Origin of the sequence: Aedoeadaptatus ivorii (assembly GCF_900638585.1) — a bacterium.
GTDB classification, from domain to species: domain Bacteria; phylum Bacillota; class Clostridia; order Tissierellales; family Peptoniphilaceae; genus Aedoeadaptatus; species Aedoeadaptatus ivorii.
The window spans coordinates 150,920-175,321 of record NZ_LR134523.1; the positions used below are offsets into that span (position 1 = coordinate 150,920).

The 24,402-nt window shown below is 56.4% G+C and carries 17 protein-coding genes and 1 pseudogene; all 18 read left to right on the plus strand.

Annotated elements, in window-relative coordinates:
* Positions 1–5 precede the first annotated feature (5 nt).
* Positions 6–1,490, plus strand: a complete 1,485-nt coding sequence (gene atpD, locus EL294_RS00770; protein ID WP_126464634.1) for a F0F1 ATP synthase subunit beta — start codon at positions 6–8, stop codon at positions 1,488–1,490.
* Entirely contained in the window at positions 1,487–1,888 is a 402-nt protein-coding gene (gene atpC / locus EL294_RS00775) for an ATP synthase F1 subunit epsilon (protein ID WP_126464635.1), read from the plus strand. Before atpD ends, atpC begins: the two co-directional genes overlap by 4 nt.
* A gap of 139 nt (positions 1,889–2,027) precedes the next feature.
* Positions 2,028–3,614 (plus strand): cardiolipin synthase, encoded by a 1,587-nt coding sequence (gene cls, locus EL294_RS00780; RefSeq protein WP_164715164.1) that lies wholly within the window; start codon positions 2,028–2,030, stop codon positions 3,612–3,614.
* 12 nt (positions 3,615–3,626) lie between these two features.
* Positions 3,627–5,393: a DUF4153 domain-containing protein gene (locus EL294_RS00785; RefSeq protein ID WP_126464637.1), complete on the plus strand. Its 1,767-nt coding sequence runs from the start codon at positions 3,627–3,629 to the stop codon at positions 5,391–5,393.
* A gap of 13 nt (positions 5,394–5,406) precedes the next feature.
* Positions 5,407–6,284 (plus strand): annotated as a pseudogene (locus EL294_RS08225) (TMEM165/GDT1 family protein).
* 61 nt (positions 6,285–6,345) lie between these two features.
* Complete coding sequence (locus EL294_RS00800) at positions 6,346–7,017, plus strand: tRNA1(Val) (adenine(37)-N6)-methyltransferase (protein ID WP_126464640.1); 672 nt, start codon at positions 6,346–6,348, stop codon at positions 7,015–7,017.
* Positions 7,007–7,819 (plus strand): 16S rRNA (cytidine(1402)-2'-O)-methyltransferase, encoded by an 813-nt coding sequence (rsmI, locus tag EL294_RS00805; protein ID WP_126464641.1) that lies wholly within the window; start codon positions 7,007–7,009, stop codon positions 7,817–7,819. Before EL294_RS00800 ends, rsmI begins: the two co-directional genes overlap by 11 nt.
* The gene (locus tag EL294_RS00810) at positions 7,816–8,775 is read left to right on the plus strand and encodes a DNA double-strand break repair nuclease NurA (protein ID WP_126464642.1); all 960 of its coding nucleotides are present in this window, start codon (positions 7,816–7,818) and stop codon (positions 8,773–8,775) included. The genes rsmI and EL294_RS00810 overlap by 4 nt, the downstream gene beginning before the upstream one ends.
* A complete protein-coding gene (locus tag EL294_RS00815) occupies positions 8,776–10,611 on the plus strand; it encodes an ATP-binding protein (RefSeq protein ID WP_232006483.1) in 1,836 nt (611 codons plus the stop codon).
* Complete coding sequence (gene glgB, locus EL294_RS00820) at positions 10,612–12,378, plus strand: 1,4-alpha-glucan branching protein GlgB (RefSeq protein WP_126464643.1); 1,767 nt, start codon at positions 10,612–10,614, stop codon at positions 12,376–12,378.
* Positions 12,379–12,388: 10 nt separating this feature from the next.
* The gene (locus EL294_RS00825; protein WP_126464644.1) at positions 12,389–13,522 is read left to right on the plus strand and encodes a glucose-1-phosphate adenylyltransferase; all 1,134 of its coding nucleotides are present in this window, start codon (positions 12,389–12,391) and stop codon (positions 13,520–13,522) included.
* 9 nt (positions 13,523–13,531) lie between these two features.
* On the plus strand, positions 13,532–14,659 hold the full coding sequence (gene glgD, locus EL294_RS00830) for a glucose-1-phosphate adenylyltransferase subunit GlgD (protein ID WP_126464645.1): 1,128 nt from the start codon (positions 13,532–13,534) through the stop codon (positions 14,657–14,659).
* Positions 14,656–16,080: a glycogen synthase gene (locus EL294_RS00835; RefSeq protein ID WP_126464646.1), complete on the plus strand. Its 1,425-nt coding sequence runs from the start codon at positions 14,656–14,658 to the stop codon at positions 16,078–16,080. Before glgD ends, EL294_RS00835 begins: the two co-directional genes overlap by 4 nt.
* Positions 16,077–18,707: an alpha-amylase family glycosyl hydrolase gene (locus EL294_RS00840; protein WP_126464647.1), complete on the plus strand. Its 2,631-nt coding sequence runs from the start codon at positions 16,077–16,079 to the stop codon at positions 18,705–18,707. The genes EL294_RS00835 and EL294_RS00840 overlap by 4 nt, the downstream gene beginning before the upstream one ends.
* 139 nt (positions 18,708–18,846) lie before the next feature.
* Entirely contained in the window at positions 18,847–19,635 is a 789-nt protein-coding gene (locus EL294_RS00845; RefSeq protein ID WP_126464648.1) for a copper amine oxidase N-terminal domain-containing protein, read from the plus strand.
* A 166-nt stretch (positions 19,636–19,801) separates the two neighbouring features.
* Positions 19,802–20,701, plus strand: a complete 900-nt coding sequence (locus tag EL294_RS00850) for an S-layer homology domain-containing protein (protein ID WP_126464649.1) — start codon at positions 19,802–19,804, stop codon at positions 20,699–20,701.
* Between the two features lie 462 nt (positions 20,702–21,163).
* On the plus strand, positions 21,164–23,098 hold the full coding sequence (locus EL294_RS00855) for an acyl-CoA dehydrogenase family protein (protein ID WP_126464650.1): 1,935 nt from the start codon (positions 21,164–21,166) through the stop codon (positions 23,096–23,098).
* Positions 23,099–23,117: 19 nt separating this feature from the next.
* Positions 23,118–24,347 carry an FprA family A-type flavoprotein gene (locus tag EL294_RS00860; RefSeq protein WP_126464651.1) on the plus strand — a complete coding sequence of 410 codons (1,230 nt, stop codon included), beginning with the start codon at positions 23,118–23,120 and terminating at the stop codon, positions 24,345–24,347.
* The last annotated feature ends 55 nt before the right edge of the window (positions 24,348–24,402 follow it).

Below are 24,402 nucleotides of genomic sequence, written 5' to 3' on the forward strand. Positions count from 1 at the left end.
TCTGTATGCAAGAGAATATAGGAAGTATCGCACAGGTCATCGGACCCGTTGTGGACATTCGATTCGACCCGGACCGCCTTCCCGACCTGTTGGACGCCATCGAGATCGAAAACGGGGACGAAACCCTGACGGTCGAGGTATCCCAACACATCGGAGACGACATTGTGCGGACCATCGCCCTGGGTTCCACCGACGGCCTGCGCCGCGGCATGGACGCGGTGCACACCGGCGCGCCGATCTCGGTTCCGGTGGGCAAGGAAACCCTGGGCCGAATGTTTAACGTTTTGGGCAATGCCATCGACGGGAAAGAAGACCCCGAGGCGAAGCAATATTCGCCCATCCACAAGCCCGTGCCCTCCTTCGAGGACCAGGACACGAGCAATGCGGTCTACGAGACGGGCATCAAGGTCGTCGATTTGCTCTGCCCCTATTCCAAGGGCGGAAAGATCGGCCTGTTCGGCGGCGCCGGGGTCGGAAAGACCGTACTCATTCAGGAATTGATCCACAATATCGCCCAGGAACACGGCGGGATCTCCGTCTTTACCGGCGTGGGCGAGCGAACCCGCGAGGGGAACGACCTCTACTACGAAATGATCGAATCCGGCGTTATCGACAAGACCGCCCTGGTCTTCGGTCAGATGAACGAACCGCCGGGATCCCGTATGCGTGTGGCGCTCACGGGCCTGACTATGGCGGAGTATTTCCGCGACGAAGAAGAGCAGGACGTGCTCCTCTTTATCGACAATATCTACCGCTTTACCCAGGCGGGGAGTGAAGTGTCGGCGCTGTTGGGCCGCATGCCCTCGGCGGTGGGCTACCAACCCACCTTGGCGACGGAGATGGGGGCGCTGCAGGAGCGGATCACCTCCACCAAAAAGGGCTCCATCACCTCGGTACAGGCGGTCTATGTCCCGGCGGACGACTTAACCGACCCGGCGCCGGCGACCACCTTTAACCACTTGGACGCCACCACCGTGCTTTCCCGGGACATCGCGGGCATGGGTCTGTATCCCGCCGTCGACCCCCTGGACAGCACCAGCCGGATTTTGGACCCCAATGTGGTGGGCGAAGAGCACTATGCGGTGGCCCGCGGCGTGCAGGAAGTCCTCCAGGAATACAAAAACCTCCAGGACATCATCGCCGTACTGGGGCTCGAGGAGCTCTCCGAAGAGCAGCGCACCACCGTGGCGCGCGCCCGTAAGATTCAGCGCTTCCTCTCCCAGCCCTTCAGCGTGGCGAGCCAGTTTACCGGCCAGGAAGGAAAGTACGTCCCCATTGCCGAGACCGTGCGCGGCTTTAAGGAGATCCTCGAAGGCAAACACGACGATCTGCCCGAAAGCGCCTTCTTCTACGTAGGCACCATCGACGAAGCCGTAGAAAATGCGAAGGCATCTGGCGATGCGGTCGAACAGGAGGCCGCGGCGAAAGAAGCGGAAGACCCCGAAGCACAAGAAGCCGAAGCGGTCGAAAAGGCGGGAGATACAGCATGATTACCCTGCGCCTGGTGACGCCGCAGGGCGACGGCTTTACCGAAGAAGTCGAGAAGATCATCCTCCGGGGCATCGAAGGAGATCTGATGCTGATGCAGGGCACCGCGCCCCTCGTCACGCCCCTCGCCTACGGCGCCATCCGCATCTTTCAAGACGGCGCGGCGCGCACCGGCGCCATTCACGGCGGCTATGTGTCCATGAAATCGGACGTCGCCACTGTCGCCACCGACGCCTTCGAGTGGATCGAAGACATCGACGTGGAGCGCGCCCGGGCGGCAAAGGACCGCGCCGAGACCTATCTGAGAGACAACGCCGACGAGACCAAGGCGGAAATCGACAAGGCAAAACTCGCCCTTTTGCGCGCCACCAACCGCCTGAATGTCGTAGACAAAAGATAATCGCCCACGAAAGTGGGCTTATTTTTATGTCTTTGTGCGGCAAAGTCAATGAAATGTAAAAATTAGAAGAGAAATGAGGCCCGCGTCTACGCCGTGCCGTCGCCTTTGTTATAATAAGACAAAGAAAGGAGGCCCGGCCATGTCACAAAAGACCGGAACCCGCATCCAAAAAAAGACGAGAACGCGCATCAAAAATTCGCTTTTCGGCACGTTGACTACCGTACTCGTCTACGGCATTTTGTTTTTGATTCAGTTCTTCGTCATCTACTATGCGGGCGCATTCTTAAACGAGCACCGGGACGTACTGCAGTACGCCTTCTTTATCCTGGACTTTACCGTCGCCCTGCATATCTTAAACGACGGCCGAAACGACCCGGTCTATAAGATGGCCTTTCTCTTTACCATCGTCGTTCTGCCCGTGTTCGGCGCCTTTCTCTATGTGCTGAGCAAGCGCGACATCCTCCGGCGGTGGTTTTCCCGGCGATTCGAGACCTCCAAAGAAGACTTTACCGGCCTCTTTCACCAGGAACCCGAAATTCTCGAGGAGATCCGCGAGCGGGACCCGCTTTTTTACAACACCGCCCGGTTTTTGTGGAACGAGGAGAGCTTTCCCGCCTATCGAAACGGCGATGCGCACTATTTTCCCCTGGGGGAGGACTATTTCGAACAGATGTTGAAGGAGCTCGAGAGCGCAAAGAAGTACATATTTATGGAGTACTTTATCGTCGAGCAGGGATATATGCTCGATCGCATTTTGGACATCGTAAAGCGCAAGATCGACGAGGGCGTGGAGGTGCGCTTTATCTTCGACGGCACTTCGGTCTTGACCAAGGTGCCCCTGAACTTTCGAAAGGAAATGGAGAAGCTGGGCATTCGCACCAAGGTGTTTAAGCCCATCATCCCCGTCCTGAGCCTGTACCAAAACCACCGCGACCACCGAAAGATTCTCGTCATCGACAATCGCGTCGCCTTTACCGGCGGCATCAATATCGCCGACGAGTATATCAATGCCGTGGAGGTATACGGCCATTGGAAGGACACGGGCATCGCCGTCTACGGCGCCATGGTGCGCTCCTTTACCAATATGTTTCTCGCCATGTGGGGGGTCTCGGAGGACGAGCCGGAAAACTACCGGCCCTATCTCCTGCCGCCTGATTCCGCCTATGCGGGCAAGCACAGCGGCTATGTGGTGCCCTTCGGCGACGATCCCTACGGCAAAAACCGCGTGGGGAAAGAAGTCTACAACGATATGATCAACCAGGCGGTCAAGTATCTGCACATCACCACGCCCTATCTGATCCTCGACGAGGAAACCCAGAGCGACCTGATCCATCTCGCCCAGAGCGGGGTGGAGGTAAAGATCATTACGCCCCATATTCCCGACAAGCGGTTGGTCTTTTTGGTGACCCGCTCGCACTATAAGGTGCTCCTCGACAGCGGGGTCGAGATCTACGAGTACACCCCGGGTTTTATTCACGCCAAAAACTTTTCGTCCGACGACACCAAATGCGTGGTGGGGACCATCAACTGCGACTACCGCTCGCTGTTTTTGCACTTCGAATGCGGCGCGTACTTCTACGACCGCGAGATGACGGCAAAGGTGGAGGCGGATTTTCAGGAGACGCTCAAGATGTCGATGCCCTTTACCCGGAAAATGTGCGAGGATTTTTCTCTGTGGCGCCGCGCCGCGGGGCGGGTGCTCCGGATTTTTGCACCCATGATGTAGGAGGAATGGTCTATGAAAATGTCCGTACGACTTCGGCCGAGACTTGAGAAATTGATACGCGGCCTCCGCCGCTTTCCGGCGAGTGCCTTTTTCGCCCTGTCGGCGGCGATCTTCCTTTGGTTGTGGATTTGGGACGTGCCCCTTTCCCTTCCGAAAGAGGCGGCATTTTACGGCATCGTCTGTATCCACGGCTTCTTTATCGCCCTCGCCGTCGCCCTCTACGAAGAAGGCGAGGCGAAGCGCGTGGGCACAAAGCACAGAAAGATCTTGGAGCGCGCGGTGGGGGCGGTGTTCTTCGTCCTGAGCTACTATGTGCTCGCCGAGACCGCGACCGAGGGCATAGAGCCCTTCTTCGCCCCGGAAAGCCTGCTGTTGATCGCGGCCTACGGCCTTACGGTCTTTTTCGCCGGGCGATTCAATCGGGAGCAGGGCTTTGTGGGCTATGCCCTCGATATGCTCTGGCAGATCGTCGTCGCCTATATCTTTGCGACGGTGCTTCTGTGCGGCCTGGGACTCATCTTTTTTGCCGCGCGCATCCTATTCGACATCTTTCGCGCCGACGGATGGCTCCTTTCGATCCCCATCCTCTGCTATATTCCCTTTATGGCGGCGGTGTTTTTGTCGAATGTGCCGCCTGCCGACGGCGAATACAATTCCGACGACGACAGCTTTTCGATCTTCGAGAGCGTGATGAACCACATCATGGTGCCGATCCTTATGCTCTATACCGCCGTCATGTATATCTACTTTGCGAAGATCCTGATTTATTTCGAACTGCCGGAAACCAGCGTGGTGAATTTGGTGCTCTGGCCCTCGGTGCTGGGCGTCTTCGTGCTGTTTTTCGTCGACCACAACCGGGATCTGCAGCTCACCTATCTGTTCCGCCGCTACTACCCGGCGGCGACGCTTCCGCTGCTCGGGCTGATGTACTACGCGTGGTTTTTGCGGGTGAGCCAGTACGGCATCACCGAAAACCGCTATATGGTCCTCGCCGTGGGAATTTGGGTGTTTTTCGCCATGGTCCACTTTATTTTGGAGAAGCGGGAGATGCACGTCATCCTGCCCCAGACCCTGGTGCTGATCCTCTTGGTGGCGGCACTGGGCGGGCCGATGAGCGCGCGGGGCGTGGCGTTTCGCTCGCAAAAGGGCCGTCTCGAGTCGATCCTCGTGCGCCACGGCATGTTGGAAGGCGACAAGCTCACCCCGTCGAAGACCGTGACCCAAGAGGAACAGCGGGAGGTCACCGAGATCGTAAGCTATCTTCACGACCGCCACGACACCGGGAAGATCCCCTATCTGCGGGGCCTGGATCCCGAGAACAATATGGAAAAGTTCTTCGGCTTTCATGCGCTTTGGGTGGGAGAGACGGCGATCGAAGAGAGTCTCAATGTCACCTTTGCGGCGCCTTTGGGGACGGCGATCCCCGTGGCGGGCTACGATACCTCCTATCGGGCGGAATCGTACAGCACCGAAGGGGCGGAGCCCTACAATGCCGCGGGGGATTTCGGCACGGTGCGCAGCAAAGATCGGATACAGGTCTTTTTCGGCAAGGACCACTCGATCCCCCTCGCCACCATCGATTTGGAATCGGTGCGCGAAAAGCTCGTGGCGCTCTCGAAAAAGAGCGCGGAGATTTCGATCGAAGACCTGGCGATCGAAGGGGAGACAAACGGGTATGTGTATAAAATCTACTTTACGAATCTGTACTTTAACGACGCGGCCGGCGACATTCAGATCACCGACGGCGCCACATTCGTAGTATTGGTCAAGACAAATTAGGAGGAGTAGGACTTTGCGGGAATTTATTGAGGCCTTTGTCATGGTCTTTATCGGCGAGATGGGCGACAAATCCCAGTTCCTCGCCCTCGCCTTCGCCACGACCTATCCCATGCGGACGGTGCTGGGCGGGGTGAGTTTGGGGATCGCCCTCAACCACGGCCTCGCCATTTTGGCGGCGGTGTTGATTTCGGGCTTTTTTGCCGACGTCGGTTTTTTACAGATTATCGCGGGATTTCTGTTCCTGTTCTTCGGGTTGAGTTCGCTTTCGGTGGACTATGAAGACGAGGAGGACGATGTGGTCGATCGGGGAAATCGCGGGCCGCTGTTGACTATCGCCGCCGCCTTTTTTATCGGTGAACTGGGCGATAAGACCCAGCTGATGGCGATGACCCTCGCCATGGAAAGCACGCGGCCGCTGTTGATTTTGCCGCCACGGTCTCCTCGATGATCCTGGTCTCTGCCATCGGGATCGTCGTCGGCAAATACGTGGGCAAGCGGATCCCCCGGGTGACGCTGAGCTATGCGGCGGGCGCGCTCTTTCTCTTTTTCGGGGTGAGCAAGCTCTACGGCGCGCTGGATGCGAAGTACCGCGCGCCCTGGATCCTGATCCTCTTCGCCCTGGTGCTCTCCGCGGCGGTGGTGTATGTGCTCGTCAAGAACCAGGAGAAGAAGAAAAAGCGCGATTCCCGCTACCTGCTCGCGGCGTACAAGAAGGTCAAATACGCAGAGACCGAAGAAGAAAAGGCGCAGGTCGCCGCCGAAATCGAGCGGATCGGCGCCGAGTATTTCGGCGAGAACATCCCCTTTGTGGGCGATGTGTTAAAGCATGTGGAGCGTCTGCACGGAGTGGACCCCGAAATATACGACGAAATTCGCAAATTGTGGGACTAGAGGCACCGGGCGTGCCTCTTTTTATTGGCGCGTATTGGGGTATCTATAGAAAGGTACGACGATGAGAAGAGATTATATACCGAAAAACGGCATGGTGATCTACCAACAAAAAGGCCTGTTCGCCTTCAGCATGGATTCCGTGCTCCTGGGCGCCTACGCCAAGCCGCGGGGCCGCACCCTGGACTTGGGATGCGGCAGCGGGTACTTGGCACTGATGGCCGCGGCGGATGCCGATGCGGTGGTGGCGCTGGATCGCGAGCCCGAGGCCGCGGAACTGGTGCGCAAAAGCGCCGCCGCAAACGGCATCGAAAACATAGAGGCGGTGACGGCAGATCTTCGAGACGCCGCCGTCGGCCGCTTTGACGTGGTGCTCACCAATCCGCCGTTTTTTAAGGACGGCATTCGAAACAAAGCGGCAAAGATCACCGCCGCCAAGCATTTGGACGACGATATGCGGTGGTTTTTCCACGCGGGGCGCCTGACGGTGCCGGGCGGTACGGTCTACGGTATCGTAGACATCGCCCGCTTTCAAGATGTGATAGAAGACATGAACGAGGGAGGGTTGCAACTCGCGCACATTCGACCGGTCTATTGGCGCGGGGGAGAAGAAGCCCGCCGATTGCTCTTTGCGGCAAAAAAAGGCGGGGGACGACATCTCCGCATGGATCGCCCCCTCTATATTTACGAGGGGACGGAGTATACTCGGGAGGTAGCAGCGTATTATGGAAGGTAAAGTATTTTTGTGTCCCACGCCCATCGGCAATCTGGAAGATATCACGCTCAGGACTTTACGGGTCCTAAAAGAAGCGGATGTGATCCTGGCGGAGGACACCCGACATTCCCTCCTCCTCTTAAAACACTACGAAATCGAGACGCCCTTGGAGAGCTATCATAAATTTAACGAAAACGAAAAGATCGCGAGCATCCTCGAGCGGCTGGAGACGGGGACGAATTTTGCCCTGATCACCGACGCCGGCATGCCCGGGGTATCGGACCCCGGGGCGGTGCTCTTAAGCGCCCTCTTAAAAGAAGGCAAATCCTATGAGGTGCTCCCGGGCGCCTGCGCCCACGTCACCGCGGCGGCGATCGCAAACATCAAAGACGGACGCTACTTATTTTGGGGATTTCTGCCCCACAAGCGGAGCGCGCGTCTCAAGACACTGGAGGCGCTCAAAGAGGAAGCGGTGCCGGTGCTCTTTTACGAGGCGCCCCACCGCATTACGAAATTCGCCGAGGACGTCCTCGCCGCGCTGGGCAATCGCAATCTGATCCTGATCCGCGAGATCTCAAAATTCTACGAGGAGCGGATCGAGACCACGGCGGCGGATTTTCTGCGCGAAATCGACAGCTACACGGTAAAGGGCGAATTCAGCGTGTTGCTCATGCCCCAAGCAAAGGACGACGACGTCGACATTCTCTCGGCGCTTCAGGAAAAGGTGGAGGAGGGGATCAGTCCCTCCAAGGCGGCGAAGCTCGTGGCAAAGGAGTGGAACCTGCCCAAAAACTTGGTATATAAGGAGAGTTTGAAACTTTGAGGCAAGAAGACATCGTTCACTTTCAACGACAGATCGAGGCGCTAAACGACGCGCTGCACCGCAAATACGATGGGCTCCTCTCGATGACCCGGGCGGATCTCGGCAAGCGTATAACGCCCGAGATCGGCACCTTTACGCCCCTTACGCGGCTTTCGGACGGCGAGCTCCGCGCCGTGGGAAGCCTCTACGGCGTGGACGGTTCCACCGCGGGTAAGGGCGGCGCCCACCCCCACTATGTGCTGCTCTTTCAGGGGCTCGCCCTCTCGACCCGAGGGGCGGAAGAGCGGGTGCGCAAGCTCTATACCCCCGTCCTCACCGACGACGATGCCGTAACGGCGGAAAAGCTCGCCGATCGCTATCTCGCCGAATCGGAGCTCGAGGCGGCGATCCGCATCGTAGAAGAAGACGAGGACAGAAAAGACCCCGCCGTTTTGATAATGGACGGGGGGCTGTTGCGCTACAAGATCCACGCCCGGGACAAATGGGAGGAGCTGCGGGCGCTCTGCCTGCGGGAGGGCGTCTTGCTGGTGGGGGCGATCAAAGACGTCAAGACCCGCGAGATCGCCAGTCGCACCGGAAAAGAGGGCTTTTACGACCGCGAGTTTTTGGCGGGCAAGCTGGACTACGGCGAGCTGTTGCTCCTCGCCGAGCGCGACGAAGAGGACGCCGAGAGCAAGGAATCGGCGGGGCTCAGAAGCGGCTTTTATCGCCCCTCCAAGCGCTGGGAGGTGGTGGGCCTTGACGTGCTCGAGGAGCAGGCGGATCGGCTGGTTTCTTTGGCGCGGCTCCTCTTTACCCTCACGCCCCAGCGGGGCCGCGGCGTGCCCTACTGGATCGACGTGGTGGACAAGCGCGCCAAGATTTCGCCCCGCGACGTGGAGATGCTCCTCGAAGAGGGGATGGACCGGGATCTGATGGAGCGGTTTTTTGTATCGGAAAGAGAACGGAGAGTATAGATGCAGATCAAAGTCTTAGGCCTTACCAATCCCCGGGAAGTCACCGTGGGATCGAGAGACCACAATTTTCGCGTCAGTGAATATATCGTCATCGAAGACCCGGTGATCGGCGACGTTTTGGGCGAGGTGGTGGAATCGACCACCTACAACCGCTTTATTCCCCTGGACATCGGCGGCGATTTCGTCGACGACGACGTCCTCGCCTCCCTCAACGCCCTGGGCTTCGACGTGCAAAACGAGACCATCTACATAGGAAAAGTCCGTTTTGTGAGCGAGACCGTGGTGCCGCCCCTTACCGGATCCGACGGCAGGCGGCCTACCTTCGCCGAGGTGGAAGACATCCTCGTTCCCACCCCGCCGACAGAGGGGCTCACCTTGGGCGCCATTCGCAACACCGAATACCTCTACGATGAGATGGAAGCTACGCTAAAGGACCTCTTTCGCCTCTACGAAGCGGGGGGCGCCGCGGCCCAGCAGGACGTGCCCTATATCTTGGACATCCGCGCCATGCACCAATACCCCCATATCGGGATCTTCGGCGGGAGCGGCAGCGGCAAATCCTTCGGCATGCGGGTCCTGATGGAAGAATTGATGGAAAAGCGGATCCCCGCCCTGGTCTTAGACCCCCACTACGAGATGGATTTTTCGAACGCCGCTTCCGGGGGCAAGGACTATGCCGACCGCCACAACCGCTTTCAGATCGGCGGCGACATCGGCGTCAAATTCGAAGACATCAGCGCGGGCGATTTGAAAAACCTCTTGAGCGCCGTATCGGATCTTTCGGAGGCGATGGAGAGCGCGGTGGATCTCTTGTTTCGAAAGAACAACAGCATCGACACCTTTCGCGGCCTGGTCGACGATCTGATCCGCGGCCACGAGGAGGGGGGCGAGGCTCGAATCCGCCAGATCGCCGACTACGCCGAGGGGCCCCAGGCGCTCGAGTGGAAACGCATCCTCGAAAACTTTGTCAAATACGGCCGTTCCACCAATATGTCTTCTCTAAGGGGAATTTTGTGGCGGCTTAAGAATCTGCAGTTCGCCGGGCTCTTCAACCGCGATTCCCGCGCCATCGAAGAGACGCTCTTTGCCGGCAAGGTGGCGGTGATCCAGGGATCGGCGCGGCTGATTCAAATGTATTCCACCTATCTGATCCGCCACCTCTACGGCCTGCGAAGAAACTACAAAGACGCGGGCTTTTTGCACCCGGGGGAAGGGGAATTCTTCCCGCCTTTCTTCGTCGTCACCGACGAGAGCCATACCTTCGCTCCCAAGGGGATCCCCGCGCCGTCGAAATCGGTGATCCGGGAGATCGCCCAGGAGGGCAGAAAGTACGGCGTGTTTTTGATCCTCGCCACCCAGCGGCCCACGCTCTTGGACGACACCGTAACCGCCCAGCTCAACTGTAAGATGATCTTTCGCACCGTGCGCGCCCAGGACATTCAGACCATCCGCGACGAGACCGACATCAGCGCCGAAGAGGCGGCGCGGCTGCCGTATCTCACCACCGGCGACGTCTTTATCTCCTCGTCCCATTTGGGACGCACGACCTTCGCGAGAATCCGCATGGCGAACACCGAAAGCCCCCATACCGAAAATCCCTTTGACGAATTGCGCGGTGCGCGCGACAAGGCGCAGACCGCGCTCATGGACGGCATTCGCCCGTATCTTCCCATCAACGTGTCCTCGGATCTGCTCTATGTGCAAAAAGAACTGGATACCGTCGGCATCCACTACACCGCGGAGGAACTGAAGACGGCGCTGGATGCGCTGTCGGAGCGAGGACTGCTTGTTTGCAAAAAGAATATGCTCAATATTTTAATTTACGAGGAGGTATAAATGCGCATCTCCTACGATCCCGTAGACCAATACGCCGCCTATCTCTTTAAGCGCGGCGAGAACGTGCGGAGCTACGAGCTCTTCGGCCCCCACCGAAAGGGGAAGGACATGACGTTCACCCTGTTTGCGCCCCGGGCGCATCGGGTGGAACTCGCGAGCGCCTACGACGATTGGCAGGGCATCGAAATGCGTCGCGACGAGACCACGGGTCTGTTTACCGTCACGGTGGATATGCCCCTCTATACGCCGTACAAGTACAAGATCTACGGCGAGGACGGCTTGCACTGGAAGGCGGACCCCTTCGCCTTTTCCTCCGAGTCCATTCCCGGCACCGCCTCGATCGCGCTGCCGCTGGAGGACATCCCCGTGGGTGAGATCCTCGCTTCGCCCTTACAGGCGATCTACGAGGTACACCTGGGCAGCTGGATGCGCGACGGCGACCGCTTCTTAAACTACCGAGAGCTCGCCCACAAGCTGATCGACTACGTAAAGGATCTGCACTTTAGCCATGTGGAGCTCTTGCCCATTATGGAGCATCCCTACGACGGCAGCTGGGGCTATCAGATTACGGGATTTTTCTCGGTCACCGGGCGCTACGGCACCGCCGAGGACTTCGCCTATTTCGTCGACTACGCCCACAAGAACGGCATCGGCGTGATTTTGGACTGGACCCCCGCCCACTTCTGCAAGGACGAGCAGGGGCTCAGATATCTCGACGGCACCCCCACCTACGAATCCGACGAGGCGTACTACGCCGAAAACCGCATTTGGGACACCATGGCCTTCGACTATACCAAGGGCCATGTGCAGAGCTTTCTGTTCTCCTCGGCCAATTTCTTCTGCCGCTACGGCATCGACGGCATCCGCGTGGACGCCGTGAGCTATATGCTCTATAAGGGCTTCGGCGAGCGGGACACCGACACCAAAAATCCCGACAACCACCGAAGCGACACCATTTACTTCCTCAAAGAACTCTTGGCGCGGCTGCACGCCGAGCACCCGGGTCTGTTGATGATCGCCGAGGAATCCGAGGACTACCGGGGCCTCACCAAGCCCCTTTCCGAGGGCGGACTGGGCTTCGACCGCAAGTGGAATATGGGCTGGATGCACGACATCCTCGACTATATGGAGATGGACCCGATCTACCGTCAATATCACCATGACGCGCTCACCTTTCCCATCATGTATAGCTTTAACGAAAAGTACATCCTGCCCTTTTCCCACGACGAGGTGGTGCACGGCAAAAAGAGCCTGCTCGACAAGATGTACGGCGGCTACGAGGAAAAGTTTCAGCAGCTGCGGCTCCTGTATCTCTATATGATGGCGCACCCCGGCGAGAAGCTGCTATTTATGGGCCAGGAGTTCGGCCAATTTCGCGAATGGGTCGACAACGAACCCTTAGACTGGTTCCTCCTCGACTACGACAGCCACCGGAGCCTGCGGGACTATTTTAAGGCGCTGATGGCGGTGTATCGAACGAACGAGGCCCTGTCGAATCCCCGGGAAGGCTTCGACGGCTTTCGCTGGGACTTGGTCAATGCCGCCGATATTTCGACCATCGCGTTTAGCCGCATCGGGGAAAATCAGGAGATTATGGCGGTGATGAATTTCACCCCCGTGGGGCGCAATGTGCGCATTGCCGCCAAGGGCGATTGGCGCATTCTCTTCTCGACCCATATGAAAGAAGGCGCAATTTCCAATAAAGATGGGTATATAGACATACAAACCGACGGATACGAGGGAATCTATCTGCTTAAAGAAGTCTAAAGGAGGCACTATGGGAAACCGAACCGAAGTTCTGGCCATGCTCCTCGCCGGCGGCCAGGGCTCCAGACTCAAGAATCTCACCAAACATACCGCCAAGCCCGCCGTACCCTATGGCGGCAAATACCGCATTATCGACTTCGCCCTGTCCAATGCGGCGAACTCGGGCGTATCGAATATCGCCATCCTGACCCAGTACAAGCCCCTGCAGCTCAACGAGCACTTGGGGATCGGCGAGCCCTGGGACTACAACCGCTCTCCGGTGGGCATGAAGATCCTCTCGCCCTTCGCATCGGAAGAAGGGGGGCGCTGGTTTACCGGCACCGCCAATGCCATCTACGAGAATCTGGACTATATCGACTCGATGGATCCCACCTATGTGGTGATCCTCTCGGGCGACCATATCTACAAGATGAACTACATGAAGATGGTGCGCGCCCATAAGGAAAACAAGGCGGACTGCACCATATCGGTCATCGAAGTGCCTTGGGAAGATGCGAGCCGCTTCGGCATCGTAAACTTGGGCGAGAACGGCCGGATCGTGGAATTCGACGAAAAGCCCGCCCATCCCAAGAACAATATGGCCTCTATGGGGATCTATGTATTCACCTGGAATGTACTCAGAAAATACCTGATCGAAGACGAGCGGGACGAGGCGAGCGACCACGACTTCGGCAAAAACATCCTCCCCAAGATGCTCGCCGACGGCAAGGATATGCACGCCTTTCTGTTTAAGGGCTATTGGAAAGACGTGGGGACCGTGCGGAGCTATTGGGAGAGCAATCTCGACCTGCTGAACCCCTACAACGACCTCGACATCTTCGAAAACGACTGGCGCATCTACACCAACAACCTGAACCTGCCGCCTCACCGCATCGGAAAAAACGCCCATATCTCCGAGGCGCTGATCAACGAAGCCTGTCGCATTTACGGTACCGTGATAAAGAGCGTTCTCTTTTCCAATGTGACCATCGAAGAGGGCGCGGAGGTCGTCAACTCCGTCGTGCAGTCCAATGTCGTCATCAAAAGCGGCGCGCGGGTGGAAAATGCCATCGTCATGGAAAACCTGACCATCGAAAGCGGCACGCGCATCGGCGATGGCGAGCGCGTCAGTCTGATCTCCGAAGACGGCATTACAGAGGAATAGGAGGTAATTATGCTAACGACCCTCGGGGTGATCGCCCCCACCTACGACGATTCGGCCTTCGGCAGCCTGACCCAGTCGCGAAATATTTCGATGCTGCCTTACGGCTGTCGCTATCGCTTTTTGGACTTTCCGCTCTCCAATATGACCGACCACGGCATACGCACCGTCGCCATCTATCCCGGCAAGAAGATCCGCTCCCATATGGACCACCTCGCCATGGGGGCGCCGTGGAATCTGAACCGGCGCTTTAACGGCCTGTTTCTCTTTCCGCCCACGGTGTCGGAAGATGCCATCAATAAATACGGCGAGATGGCGGAGTTTAAGTCGACGGCGGACTTCTTCGAAAGGAGCCGCGAGGAAAATGTGCTCTACTACCGATCAGGCATTTTGAACAAAGTCGACCTCAGCGGCCTGCAGGCGACCTTTCGATCGTCGGGGGCCGATGCGGCGGTGGTCTACCGCCCCGTACACGACGCCGATATGGAATACATCGGCATGCAGCGGCTCTTTTTCGACGAAGAGGAGCATTTGGAAAACCTCGGCTACCACTACGGGAGCGACGTCGACGTCAATCTCTACATGAATCTGATCCTCTTAAAGAAAGACGCCTTTCGCAAACTCGTGCGCCTCTCTATGGAGCGGGGCGACGTGTCCACCATGGAAGATGCGCTCTTTAAGTACCGACAAAAATTCGAGATTATCGGCTACAAATACGACGGCTTCTTCGACGTCATCAACAATATTAAAAATTACTACGACGCCAATATGCGCCTCTTAGACCCCGAACACTACGAAGAGGTGTTCTACCGGGGCGGAAAGATCTACACCAAGACCAAGGACGAGCCCTCCAGCTTCTACACGCAGAACGGGTCGGTAAAAAACAGTCTCCTCGCCAACGGCTCCGTGATCTACGGATCGGTGGAAAACTCGCTGATCTTTCGGGGTGTTACCATCGAAGCGGGCGCCACGGTCAAAAACTCCATTATTATGCAGAAATGTTGCATCAGAAAAGATGCCGTCGTCGTCAATTCCATCCTCGACAAATTCGTCACGGTGGGAGAGGGCGAGCATCTGATCGGCTCCGCACAGCAGCCCTATGTACTCCAGAAAAACCAAAGGATTGAGGCGGACGAATGAAATTTTTCTACTGCGCCTCGGAAGTCCACCCCTTTGTAAAAACGGGTGGACTTGCCGATGTTATGGCGGCCTTGCCCAAGGCGATCAAAAAATCGTACGACAAGATTTACGTGGTGCTTCCCCTCTACGGGCATATCGAAGAGCGGTTTCGCCGCGAGATGGAATATATCGGCTACGATTATGTAAAAATGCACGCCGAGCGGATCTATATGGGCGTCTTTCACCTGCGGGAGGCGGGCGTCGATTACTATTTTATCGACAACGAGAGCTTCTTTCGGCGCACGGCGCTCTATGGCTACGAGGACGACGGCTATCGCTTCGCCTTTTTCTCGAAGGCGTGCGCCTCGCTGATCCGCTATCTCGAAATCGAACCCGACATCGTGCACGCCAACGACTGGCATACGGGGTTGGTGCCCCTCTACATCAAGGACTTTGCGGCGGGGGATGCGCGCTACCGTAAGATCCGCACCATCTTTACCATCCACAATATCAACTACCAGGGCTATTTCGACGCGGACGTATTCCGCTACACCGACCTCCACAGCCGCTACTTTACCGAGGAGGGGGTGCGCTTTTACGACGGCATAAATATGATGAAGGCGGGGATTCAATTCGCCGACGGCGTCACCACCGTCTCCGAGACCTACGCCCGAGAACTGCGGGATCCCTTCTACGGCAAGGAGTTGGCGGGGTTGATCGAGTACCACAAGGAAAAGGTCTACGGCATTCAAAACGGCATCGACACCGACGAATACGATCCCGAGCGCGACCCGCTCCTCGCGGCGAACTACGGGCCCGACAGCTTGGACAAAAAGATCGAAAACAAGCGCGACGTACAAAAAAGATACGGCCTGCCCGAGCGCGACGTGCCGCTCTTTACGGTGATCAGCCGCCTGGACCCCCTGAAGGGGATGGATCTGATACTCGAGATTTTGGACGAATTTTTGGACGAGGACGTACAATTTCTGGTTTTGGGCACAGGGGAGGAACGCATTCAATGGAGTTTCAGAAGTATATGCGAAAGACGGGAGAACGCCTCGGCGAATATATTCTTCGACAACGACGAAAGTCACAGGATCTACGCCGCCGGAGACTTTTTTCTGGTGCCGTCCGTAACCGAGCCCTCCGGTCTTTCCCAAATGGTCGCCATGACCTACGGCAACATACCCATCGTTCGTGCCACCGGGGGACTGAAAGATACGGTCGTTCCCTTTGACGAGGCGGGACGCGGCGGCGGCTACGTATTTTACGACATCGACGCCCGCGCCCTGCTCGCCGCCATGCAAAAGGCGAAGGACGAGTACTACGCCCCCATAGACCACATACATCGAAAAAGCGCCATGCGACAGGACTTCGGCTGGCAGCGCGCCGCCAACGCCTATCGCGAATTGTATAAGGAGATCAGGAGGAAAACCCGTTGAAACACTGTCTCATGGGAAGGGGAACCTTCCGCAAAAACGCCCCCGGTCTCTCGGCGGAAAAAAAGATCGCCGTGCTCGAGGCCATGGAAGGCGACTTTCGCGCCTATTACCACCGTCCCGGCGAATTTCCCTATCTCGGCGGCATTCGAGCCGTAGATGGCGAGGGCTTTTCCGCCTTCGGCTACGCATACCGCGGCGAGGATTATGTCTACGAGAGCAAAAGCACCGTCGAAAACCTGCGGATCGCCCTTTCGGAGGTCTTTGCCGAAGAAGAACCCGAGATTGTCGTCGCCTTCGACTATCCCGCCCGCGCTCTGGTGGCGGAGATTCTGCGCATTCTGTACGACGAGTACGGCTACGAAAAGGACGACGCCGAGGCGTGGATTCGCAACAAGGTCTTTCTGCTCTACGAGGCGCCCGACGAGGACATCGACGATGCGCGCCTCGTGGAAATCCTTTCGGGCACCGACGCGGATTTTAGAGAATGCGTCGACTTCGGCCCTCTGCAGAAAGAATGGGAAGAAGCGATGGATGCCGTCGCGGCGGCGTATCGTAAAGAGATCGCCGAAAACCGAAAGAGCGCCTACAACAAAGACCTCAACTTCCCCAATCCCCGGGGCGTATTTATCGGCACCGACGGCAATCTCGCCGGCGAAATGTGGGAGGACATTCGAAAGATCTTCGAGGCCCTCACCGAACGGCCCCAATGGGACATTCCCGACATCGTCTTTTGCCTGGAAGACCGCGCCGATCCCGAGATCAATCTCGACCTAAGGACCCGGCATAAGATCAAGGTCATTCCCGTCGACTTTCTACCCGATCTCTTCGTTACCGACGATCCCTTTCTCGAGGACTTTTACGGGCGTATGGCGATCGAAACCACAGTCGAGGTCGACCCCGTGGCCTTCGCCCGTTCCCGTCGCGACGAGACCGAGGGCGAAGGGGGGATCGGCTACGAATTCCACGTCTACGCCCCCGCCTTCGACGAGGTGTTTCTCTACCTCTATCCCGACGCGCTATCCCTTTCGCGGGAGAAAATCCCCATGAAAAAAGAGGGCGAGATCTTTAAGGTACAGATTCCCATGGAGCGCCTGCCCGTCTACTACAATTTCGGCGCCGCCGAATTCGAGATCGTCGACCCCTATGCCAAGGCGCTTTCGCTGAACGGACGGCGCGGCTACGCCTTTGATGAGATCGAGCGCTTTTACCGAGACGACTATATCGCGCGTCCCGCCCACCCCGTCATCTGCGAACTCCACGTCAAGGACTTTACCCTCGACGGCATCGAAGACGCGCTGGCGGGCACCTTCCTCGGCGCGGCTCAGGCGGGGGTGCAAATCGCCGATACCCCCGTCGGCTTCGACCACCTAAAGGCGCTGGGGGTGGATTATATTCACCTTATGCCCGTTATGAACTACATCAGCGTATGGGAACAGAAGGCGTCGAAATACGACGCCGACAACTACAACTGGGGCTACGATCCCGACCATTATTTCGCCCTGGAAAACAGCTACGCCACCGACCCCGCCGATCCCGTCTCGGCGATCGAAGGGCTGTCCCACTTGATCGAGTCGGCCCACGGGGCGGACATCGGCATCGTCCTCGACGTGGTCTACAACCACCTCTATCTGGGCGAAAAATCCGATATGGCGCGGCTCAACCCCGCCTGTATCCGCTACCGAAAAGACGGCAACCTCTCGGACGGGAGCGGCACCGGCACCGAGATCGCGAGCGAAGACGTAGCCACCGGGCAGCTGATTCGCGACTCCGTACGCTATATGCAAAAGCTCGGCGTAGACGGCTTCCGCTTCGACCTCGCCGCCCTCACCGATTCCGACACCCTATCGAAGATCGAAGAGGAGGCCCGCGAGACCAACCCCGCCACCCTTTTGTACGGCGAGCCCTGGACTGCCGCCGAGACCGCCCTCGATCCCGCCCTGCGGTTAAATACAGACTCGCGCGAAATGCATTTCTTCGACGACGCCTACCGCAACGGCCTTCGGGGCGACAGCTATTCTAAGGAGATCGGCTGGATCGGCGGAGACGTCGACGCGCAGCCCTATCTCGAACAGGTGCTGATGGGCGAGGGCAAGCACCGGCACAATCTCGCCTACTTCTCTTGCCACGACGACCTCGTACTCGGCGACTTTTTGGATGCCGCCATGCAAGATGCCTCCGAGGAAGAGAAAGAGCGCACCATGAAACTCGCCTTTGCGGTGCTTATGATCACGCCGGGGCCGGTGCTCTTTCACGCCGCCGACGAATTTTTGCGCCGCCGCTACAAGGACAATCCCTACAACGGCCCGCTGGACAATGTGGTGCTCCATTGGCACGAACTCGTCAAAAAATCCCATCTTTCGGACTACGTCGCCGATCTGATCGCCCTTCGAAAAGAACTCGACCTTTCGAAACACAGCTTCCTGCACCGCGAGGCGGGTTTTGTCGTCCTCGAAAACGGCGACAAGCGCATCTTTATCAACGTCACCGACGCGCCCAAAGACATCACCCACTGGCTCTATCCCAAAACCCGCTGGCGCTTTATGGAACAAGGCGCGGCGGACAAGCGCTTCTACCTGGGGCAGATCTTGGGGCCCAGAAACTTCGTCGTCATCGAGGCGGAAGAATAAAAAAACACTCGCATTCGCAATAAAAGCTCGAAAAATCGCGGGGGGTGTTACAATATTCACAGGAGCCGGAAAGTGTATTCCCGCGGGAATGGCTTTCCGGTTTCGTATACTTACTAATTATTCATAGAAGAGGTGTAAAATGAAAAAATCGATTGTACTCGCCGTACTCTGTTGCTTTCTGTCTACCGGCGTATTCGCCCAATCGGCGCCGAATATGCACATATTCTTAGAGGGAAAGAGCATTCAGGCCGAAGAGGGCGCGCACCCGATCGTAAAGGACGATCGCATCTGCCTACCCCTGCGCTATATTGCGGAATCCCTGGGCTATACGGTGGATTGGAACGCCGAGAAGAGAGTCGTCACCGTAAAAGACGGCGAAAAGACGCTCGCCATGACCATCGGCAAAAAGGCATATGTCGCGGGAAAAGAAAACAAGAAAATGGACGTCGCTCCCTTTATCGAAGGCGACCGCACCTATTTGCCCATGCGATTTGTGGGCGAAGCATTGGGTAAAGAAGTCAAATGGGACAGTAAGCACCGCATCGCCCAGTTTGGAACCTTGCCCCACGTAAAAGCAGAAAAAGGCGAAAAGATCTCCGTCAGCGACGGCTATAAATTTGTGATCCCGAAAGCACTGGAAGACACCTTCGTCTGTAAAAATACCACGACGGGCATCCTCCTCTTCGATAAAAAGAATTATGAGGCAGAAGGAGACTATGACGGATTTATCGGTAACTTTGTGTTAACAGAAGCGGTGGATACGGAAACCGTAAGCTATATCTTAGGAGAGATCGACGGCAAATACCTAGTGTTCTATACCGTCGGTGATGTCAACTATAATCACGAAGACGTGGAGTTGACCCGTTCGTATAAAGATGCAACTGAAAAAGTCGTAGAGGTATTAAAGACCGTAGAAGTCGAGAAATAAGAACTACGGCCAAAAAACCGAAGTGTATAGTAAAAATTGGGATGCTTCCTATTCTGTCGTTTCGAGCAAGCTGAGCACTATCTTTCTATAGAGACACATCGGAATAACAATCCTGTTCTGATATAACTATGGGGAGATAGATAGACATTATTTTAGGAGGAGTTGTATGAAGACAAACCGTTTTGCTTTGATGATCGCGATTTTTGCCCTGCTGCTCCCCGCACATTTTGCCGAGGCCAAGGGCACAACCGCCGGGGAGGGTACGGACGGCGCACGGCGGCAACACTTGCTTCGAAATACAGAGGTAAAGGATGACGGGCAGTCCCTGACCTACGGAGATTTCGGGCAGATTCTCTATAATTTGGTATACGAGGAAGAAAACACCGAGATCCAAAAGATGGCGAAAGATCGAAAAGAAGGCGAGGGGTTGAGCTGGCTCAAGGCGCTTTCTTTGGCGAAAGACGATATCTCTGCCGAAGATCCGGTCTCGAGAATCGAGGGAATCTATGTCCTGTACGGCCTATTTAATCGCCTAAGCGAAACGCCCGATATAAAGCAGGATCCGAATTTCGACTTTAAGGATTACGAAAAGATTGAAATCCCCTATAAGATCCCCTTGGCCTGGGCACAAAGAGAAGGCTTATTTATCGGCAATGGAAAGGGAGAGATTCAGCCGGATGCGCCCCTTACGGCGAACGATCTCTCGCACGTTCTCCGTCGCGGCGAAGCGCTGTATAAGGGGAAAAATATCGTGAGACCCGTCTACTTTAACGCCTATGAGATCGAGAAGATCGAAGTGGAGAGCGCGCGGAAGCTCGGCGTAAAGATGGTATATACCGGCGCCGACTATATTGATGCGATGCGCGAAATTGTAAACGGCTATCGGGGAAGCGCCACCTACGCGCCGAGCGACGGCTGGGAAGATCGCATTACGGTCTATACCGCAGCGGGCGGGCACTTTTCTTATGAAGTTGCGGGCGATGTCCTCGTGCATCGGGGAATGGTCACAAAGGATAGGGCAAACGAGAAGTCCTACGCGGCACTGCGAGAGTATTTGATGCCGTAGGGAAGAATACAAAAACCCGTCGAGGGAACTCGGCGGGTTTTTGTATTCTATAATAATTATCTATCTCGGGAAAATGCCATCTATTTGACGAATGATTGGGAAAAGATGAGAAAAGGGCGATGTATTCTTACCATTTCGGGTATATTTTGTATCGCAGGCCTCGGAGAAGGACTTCGCGACGGGAATAGAACAGAAACTGATTCTATCGCGTAAATGCAGATGTGTTTTTGCTTAAAATCGTTCTTCCGGGGTAAACTCGTAATACAGAAATTACAGGGAGTTTTTGTCGCGCCGAAAATTTTAAGGAAAACCTTATAGATCGCGACGCGATGGTCTTTACACCCCCAAATGCTTGTGCTATAGTAAACTATACTGAAGTGGTGCGGTTAATGGCCGCTGTAATTTCGTCCGCGAGCCGCCGCAGGGAATTGTAGTCGTGAAATGGATTGCAAGGAGGAAAACATGTTATTCAAAACCACCGAGGCGCATGAGGCGCTACGTAAAAAAGTGCGCGAATTCGCCGAAACCGTAGTTGCCCCCGTCGCCTTTGAGCTCGACAAAGAAAACAAGTATCCGGAAGATATCGTCGCACAGATGGGCGAGCTGGGCATTATGGGTCTGCCGACCGCCGAAGAATACGGCGGCGCCGGCGACGATGTAATTTCTTATGCCATCGCCGTAGAAGAGCTTTCTCGCGTCGACGGCGGGGTCGGGGTCATTCTCTCCGCCCACACGTCTTTGGGCACCTACCCCATCGACCACTACGGAACCGAAGAACAAAAACAAAAATACCTGATCCCCCTCGCCAAGGGCGAACACGTGGGCGCATTCGGCCTGACGGAGACCAACGCGGGCAGTGACGCCGGGGGAACCGAGACCACGGCGGTGCTCCAGGGCGACCACTATATCTTAAACGGTCAGAAGATTTTTATCACCAATGCACCGGCAGCTGATACTTATATCGTATTTGCGGTGACCACCCCGGACATCGGCACCCACGGTATCAGTGCGTTTATCGTAGAAAAGGGCATGGAAGGCTTTACCTTCTCCGACCACTATGACAAATTGGGGATCCGTTCTTCCACCACGGCGGAACTCCACTTTAACAATGTAAAGGTCCCCAAGGAAAATCTCCTCGGCAAAGAGGGCAAGGGCTTTAATATCGCCATGAGCACCCTCGACGGCGGTCGAATCGGCATCGCGGCACAGGCACTGGGGATCGCCCAAGGCGCTTACGAAAAGGCGCTGGAATACGCCAAGGAACGCGAACAGTTCGGCCAACCCATTGCGGCACAACAGGCGATTTCCTTTAAGCTCGCCGAAATGTATACCAAGATCGACGCGGCGCGCCTTTTGGTATACCGCGCGGCCGAAATGAAGACCAATGGCGAACGCTACGGTCTGCAGGCGGCAGAGGCCAAGATGTACGCCTCCGAAATCGCCCTCGAAGTCGTAAACGACGCCCTCCAAATCTACGGCGGCAGCGGCTATATGAAGGGTATGGAAGTGGAACGCGCTTATCGCGACGCCAAGATCACCACGATCTACGAAGGCACCAACGAAATTCAACGCGTGGTCATCGCCGCCTATATCATCGGAAAGATCGCCAAGAGCGGCGGTGGCGGACGTTCTTCGAAGAAGTCGGGCAAGGGCCCCATCACGGGCGACCGCAAAAAGGAAATCTTCGACAGCGAAGACCAACGCGAAAATGTAAAGAGACTGATCGACGCGCTGAAGAAAGACGGCTACGACTTCAGCGTTGGCATCGACCTCGACACGCCGATTATCGATGCGGAACGCGTGGTCTCTATGGGTAAGGGCTTCGACGGCAATGTCGAACTCGCCAAGGACCTCGCCCGGGCATTCGGCGCCGCCATCGGCGCGTCCCGTCCCGTCGCCGAGACCGACAAGATTCTACCCTTAAACCGCTACGTCGGTATGTCCGGTCAAAAATTCGCCGGCAACCTCTATGTGGCAGCGGGCATCTCCGGTGCGGGCCAACACTTGAAGGGCATTAAAGATGCGGCCACCATCGTCGCCATCAACAATGCCTCCAACGCGAGCATCTTCAAGAACTGCGACTACGGCATCGTCGGCGACATCGAAGAGATTGCGCCCCTGATCATCGAAGAGCTGGGCACCGAAGGCAAGGATCCCGCGCCCGAAATGGTCAAGATGAAGCGACAAAAACCCAGAAAGACCGCCCCGAGAGAAGACATCTACACTTGCAAGGGCTGCGGCTACGAATACAATCCCGAAGAAGGGGACGAAGAAAACGAAATCGAACCCGGTACGCCCTTCGACAAGCTGCCCGAAGAGTATATCTGCCCCAAATGCGGGGAAGGCAAGGAAAGCTTTATCAAGGTAGAGTTCCCCGAAGACCGCGTCTTTGAATAAACAATCTAGGAGGATGACAATGTATACCGTAAGAAATATAACCGAAGACCTGTACTGGGTGGGGGCCAACGACCATAGGCTCCACCTGTTCGAAAATATTCACCCCATTCCCCGGGGCGTAAGCTACAACTCCTATCTGTTGATGGACGAAAAAACCGTCCTCTTCGACACCGTCGACTGGGCGGTATGCCGCGAGTTTTTGAATAATATCGAACACGTTCTCGACGGCAAAGATCTGGACTATATCATCATCAACCACTTGGAGCCCGACCACGCCGCGTCTTTGGACGAAGTGCTGATGCGCTACCCCAACGCCAAGGTCATCTCCAACGAACGAGCGTTTATGATGATGCGCCAGTTCGGCTTTGCCATCGACGGCAAGGAGATCGAAGTGGCAGAAGGCGATGCCATGAGTTTCGGCAAGCACGAAATCACCTGGGTCGCCGCACCCATGGTGCACTGGCCCGAGGCGATGGTGAGCTTTGATACGACCAACGGCGTGCTCTTTTCCGCCGACGCCTTCGGTACCTTCGGCGCCCTCGACGGCAAGCTCTTCGCCGACGAAGTCAACTTCGACCGCGACTGGCTCGACGACGCCCGCAGATACCTCACCAATATCGTTGGCAAGTACGGCTCTTTCGTACAAGATTTGCTCAAAAAAGCGAGCACCATCGACATCAAGATGATCTGCCCGCTGCACGGTCCGGTCTGGAGAGAAGACCTCGGCTACTTTATCGACAAATACGACAAATGGTCCCGCTACGAGCCCGAAGAAGAAGGGGTACTCATCGTCTACGCCTCCATGTACGGCAATACCGAGTACGCCGCCCAAACTTTGGCGACCAAGCTCTGCAAGCGCGGCATGACCAATGTCCAAATGTACGACGTATCCGACACCCACGTCAGCTATCTGGTATCCGAAGCCTTTAAGTACAGCCATATCGTATTGGCATCGGTTACCTACAACTTGGAAATGTATCCCGTGATGCACAACTTCCTGAACGAAATCCGCATGCTCAATCTGCAAAACCGGACCGTCGGCATCATCGAAAACGGCAGCTGGGCGCCCCAAGCCGCCGGCGAAATGGAAGAATTCCTCGACGAAAAGATGAAGCTGATGGACGTACTCTCGGGCGAGGTTTCTATCGCATCCTCCTTGAACGACTCCACGGACAAAGAACTCGAAGGCCTGGCCGATGCCATTATGGATTCCTTCGAAAAGATCCGCGAAGACAAAAAGAACGCGTAACACCCCCTGTATTTGCCGAAAAGCGACCGAGAGGTCGCTTTTTTCTTGCGGCCGC

Excerpts from the sequence above, each read along its gene's own strand:
- atpD (WP_126464634.1), top strand. The coding sequence starts at position 6 with ATGCAAGAGAATATAGGAAGTATCGCACAGGTCATCGGACCCGTTGTG.
- atpC (WP_126464635.1), top strand. The coding sequence starts at position 1,487 with ATGATTACCCTGCGCCTGGTGACGCCGCAGGGCGACGGCTTTACCGAA.
- cls (WP_164715164.1), top strand. The coding sequence starts at position 2,028 with ATGTCACAAAAGACCGGAACCCGCATCCAAAAAAAGACGAGAACGCGC.
- EL294_RS00785 (WP_126464637.1), top strand. The coding sequence starts at position 3,627 with ATGAAAATGTCCGTACGACTTCGGCCGAGACTTGAGAAATTGATACGC.
- EL294_RS00800 (WP_126464640.1), top strand. The coding sequence starts at position 6,346 with ATGAGAAGAGATTATATACCGAAAAACGGCATGGTGATCTACCAACAA.
- rsmI (WP_126464641.1), top strand. The coding sequence starts at position 7,007 with ATGGAAGGTAAAGTATTTTTGTGTCCCACGCCCATCGGCAATCTGGAA.
- EL294_RS00815 (WP_232006483.1), top strand. The coding sequence starts at position 8,776 with ATGCAGATCAAAGTCTTAGGCCTTACCAATCCCCGGGAAGTCACCGTG.
- glgB (WP_126464643.1), top strand. The coding sequence starts at position 10,612 with ATGCGCATCTCCTACGATCCCGTAGACCAATACGCCGCCTATCTCTTT.
- EL294_RS00825 (WP_126464644.1), top strand. The coding sequence starts at position 12,389 with ATGGGAAACCGAACCGAAGTTCTGGCCATGCTCCTCGCCGGCGGCCAG.
- glgD (WP_126464645.1), top strand. The coding sequence starts at position 13,532 with ATGCTAACGACCCTCGGGGTGATCGCCCCCACCTACGACGATTCGGCC.
- EL294_RS00835 (WP_126464646.1), top strand. The coding sequence starts at position 14,656 with ATGAAATTTTTCTACTGCGCCTCGGAAGTCCACCCCTTTGTAAAAACG.
- EL294_RS00845 (WP_126464648.1), top strand. The coding sequence starts at position 18,847 with ATGAAAAAATCGATTGTACTCGCCGTACTCTGTTGCTTTCTGTCTACC.
- EL294_RS00850 (WP_126464649.1), top strand. The coding sequence starts at position 19,802 with ATGAAGACAAACCGTTTTGCTTTGATGATCGCGATTTTTGCCCTGCTG.
- EL294_RS00855 (WP_126464650.1), top strand. The coding sequence starts at position 21,164 with ATGTTATTCAAAACCACCGAGGCGCATGAGGCGCTACGTAAAAAAGTG.
- EL294_RS00860 (WP_126464651.1), top strand. The coding sequence starts at position 23,118 with ATGTATACCGTAAGAAATATAACCGAAGACCTGTACTGGGTGGGGGCC.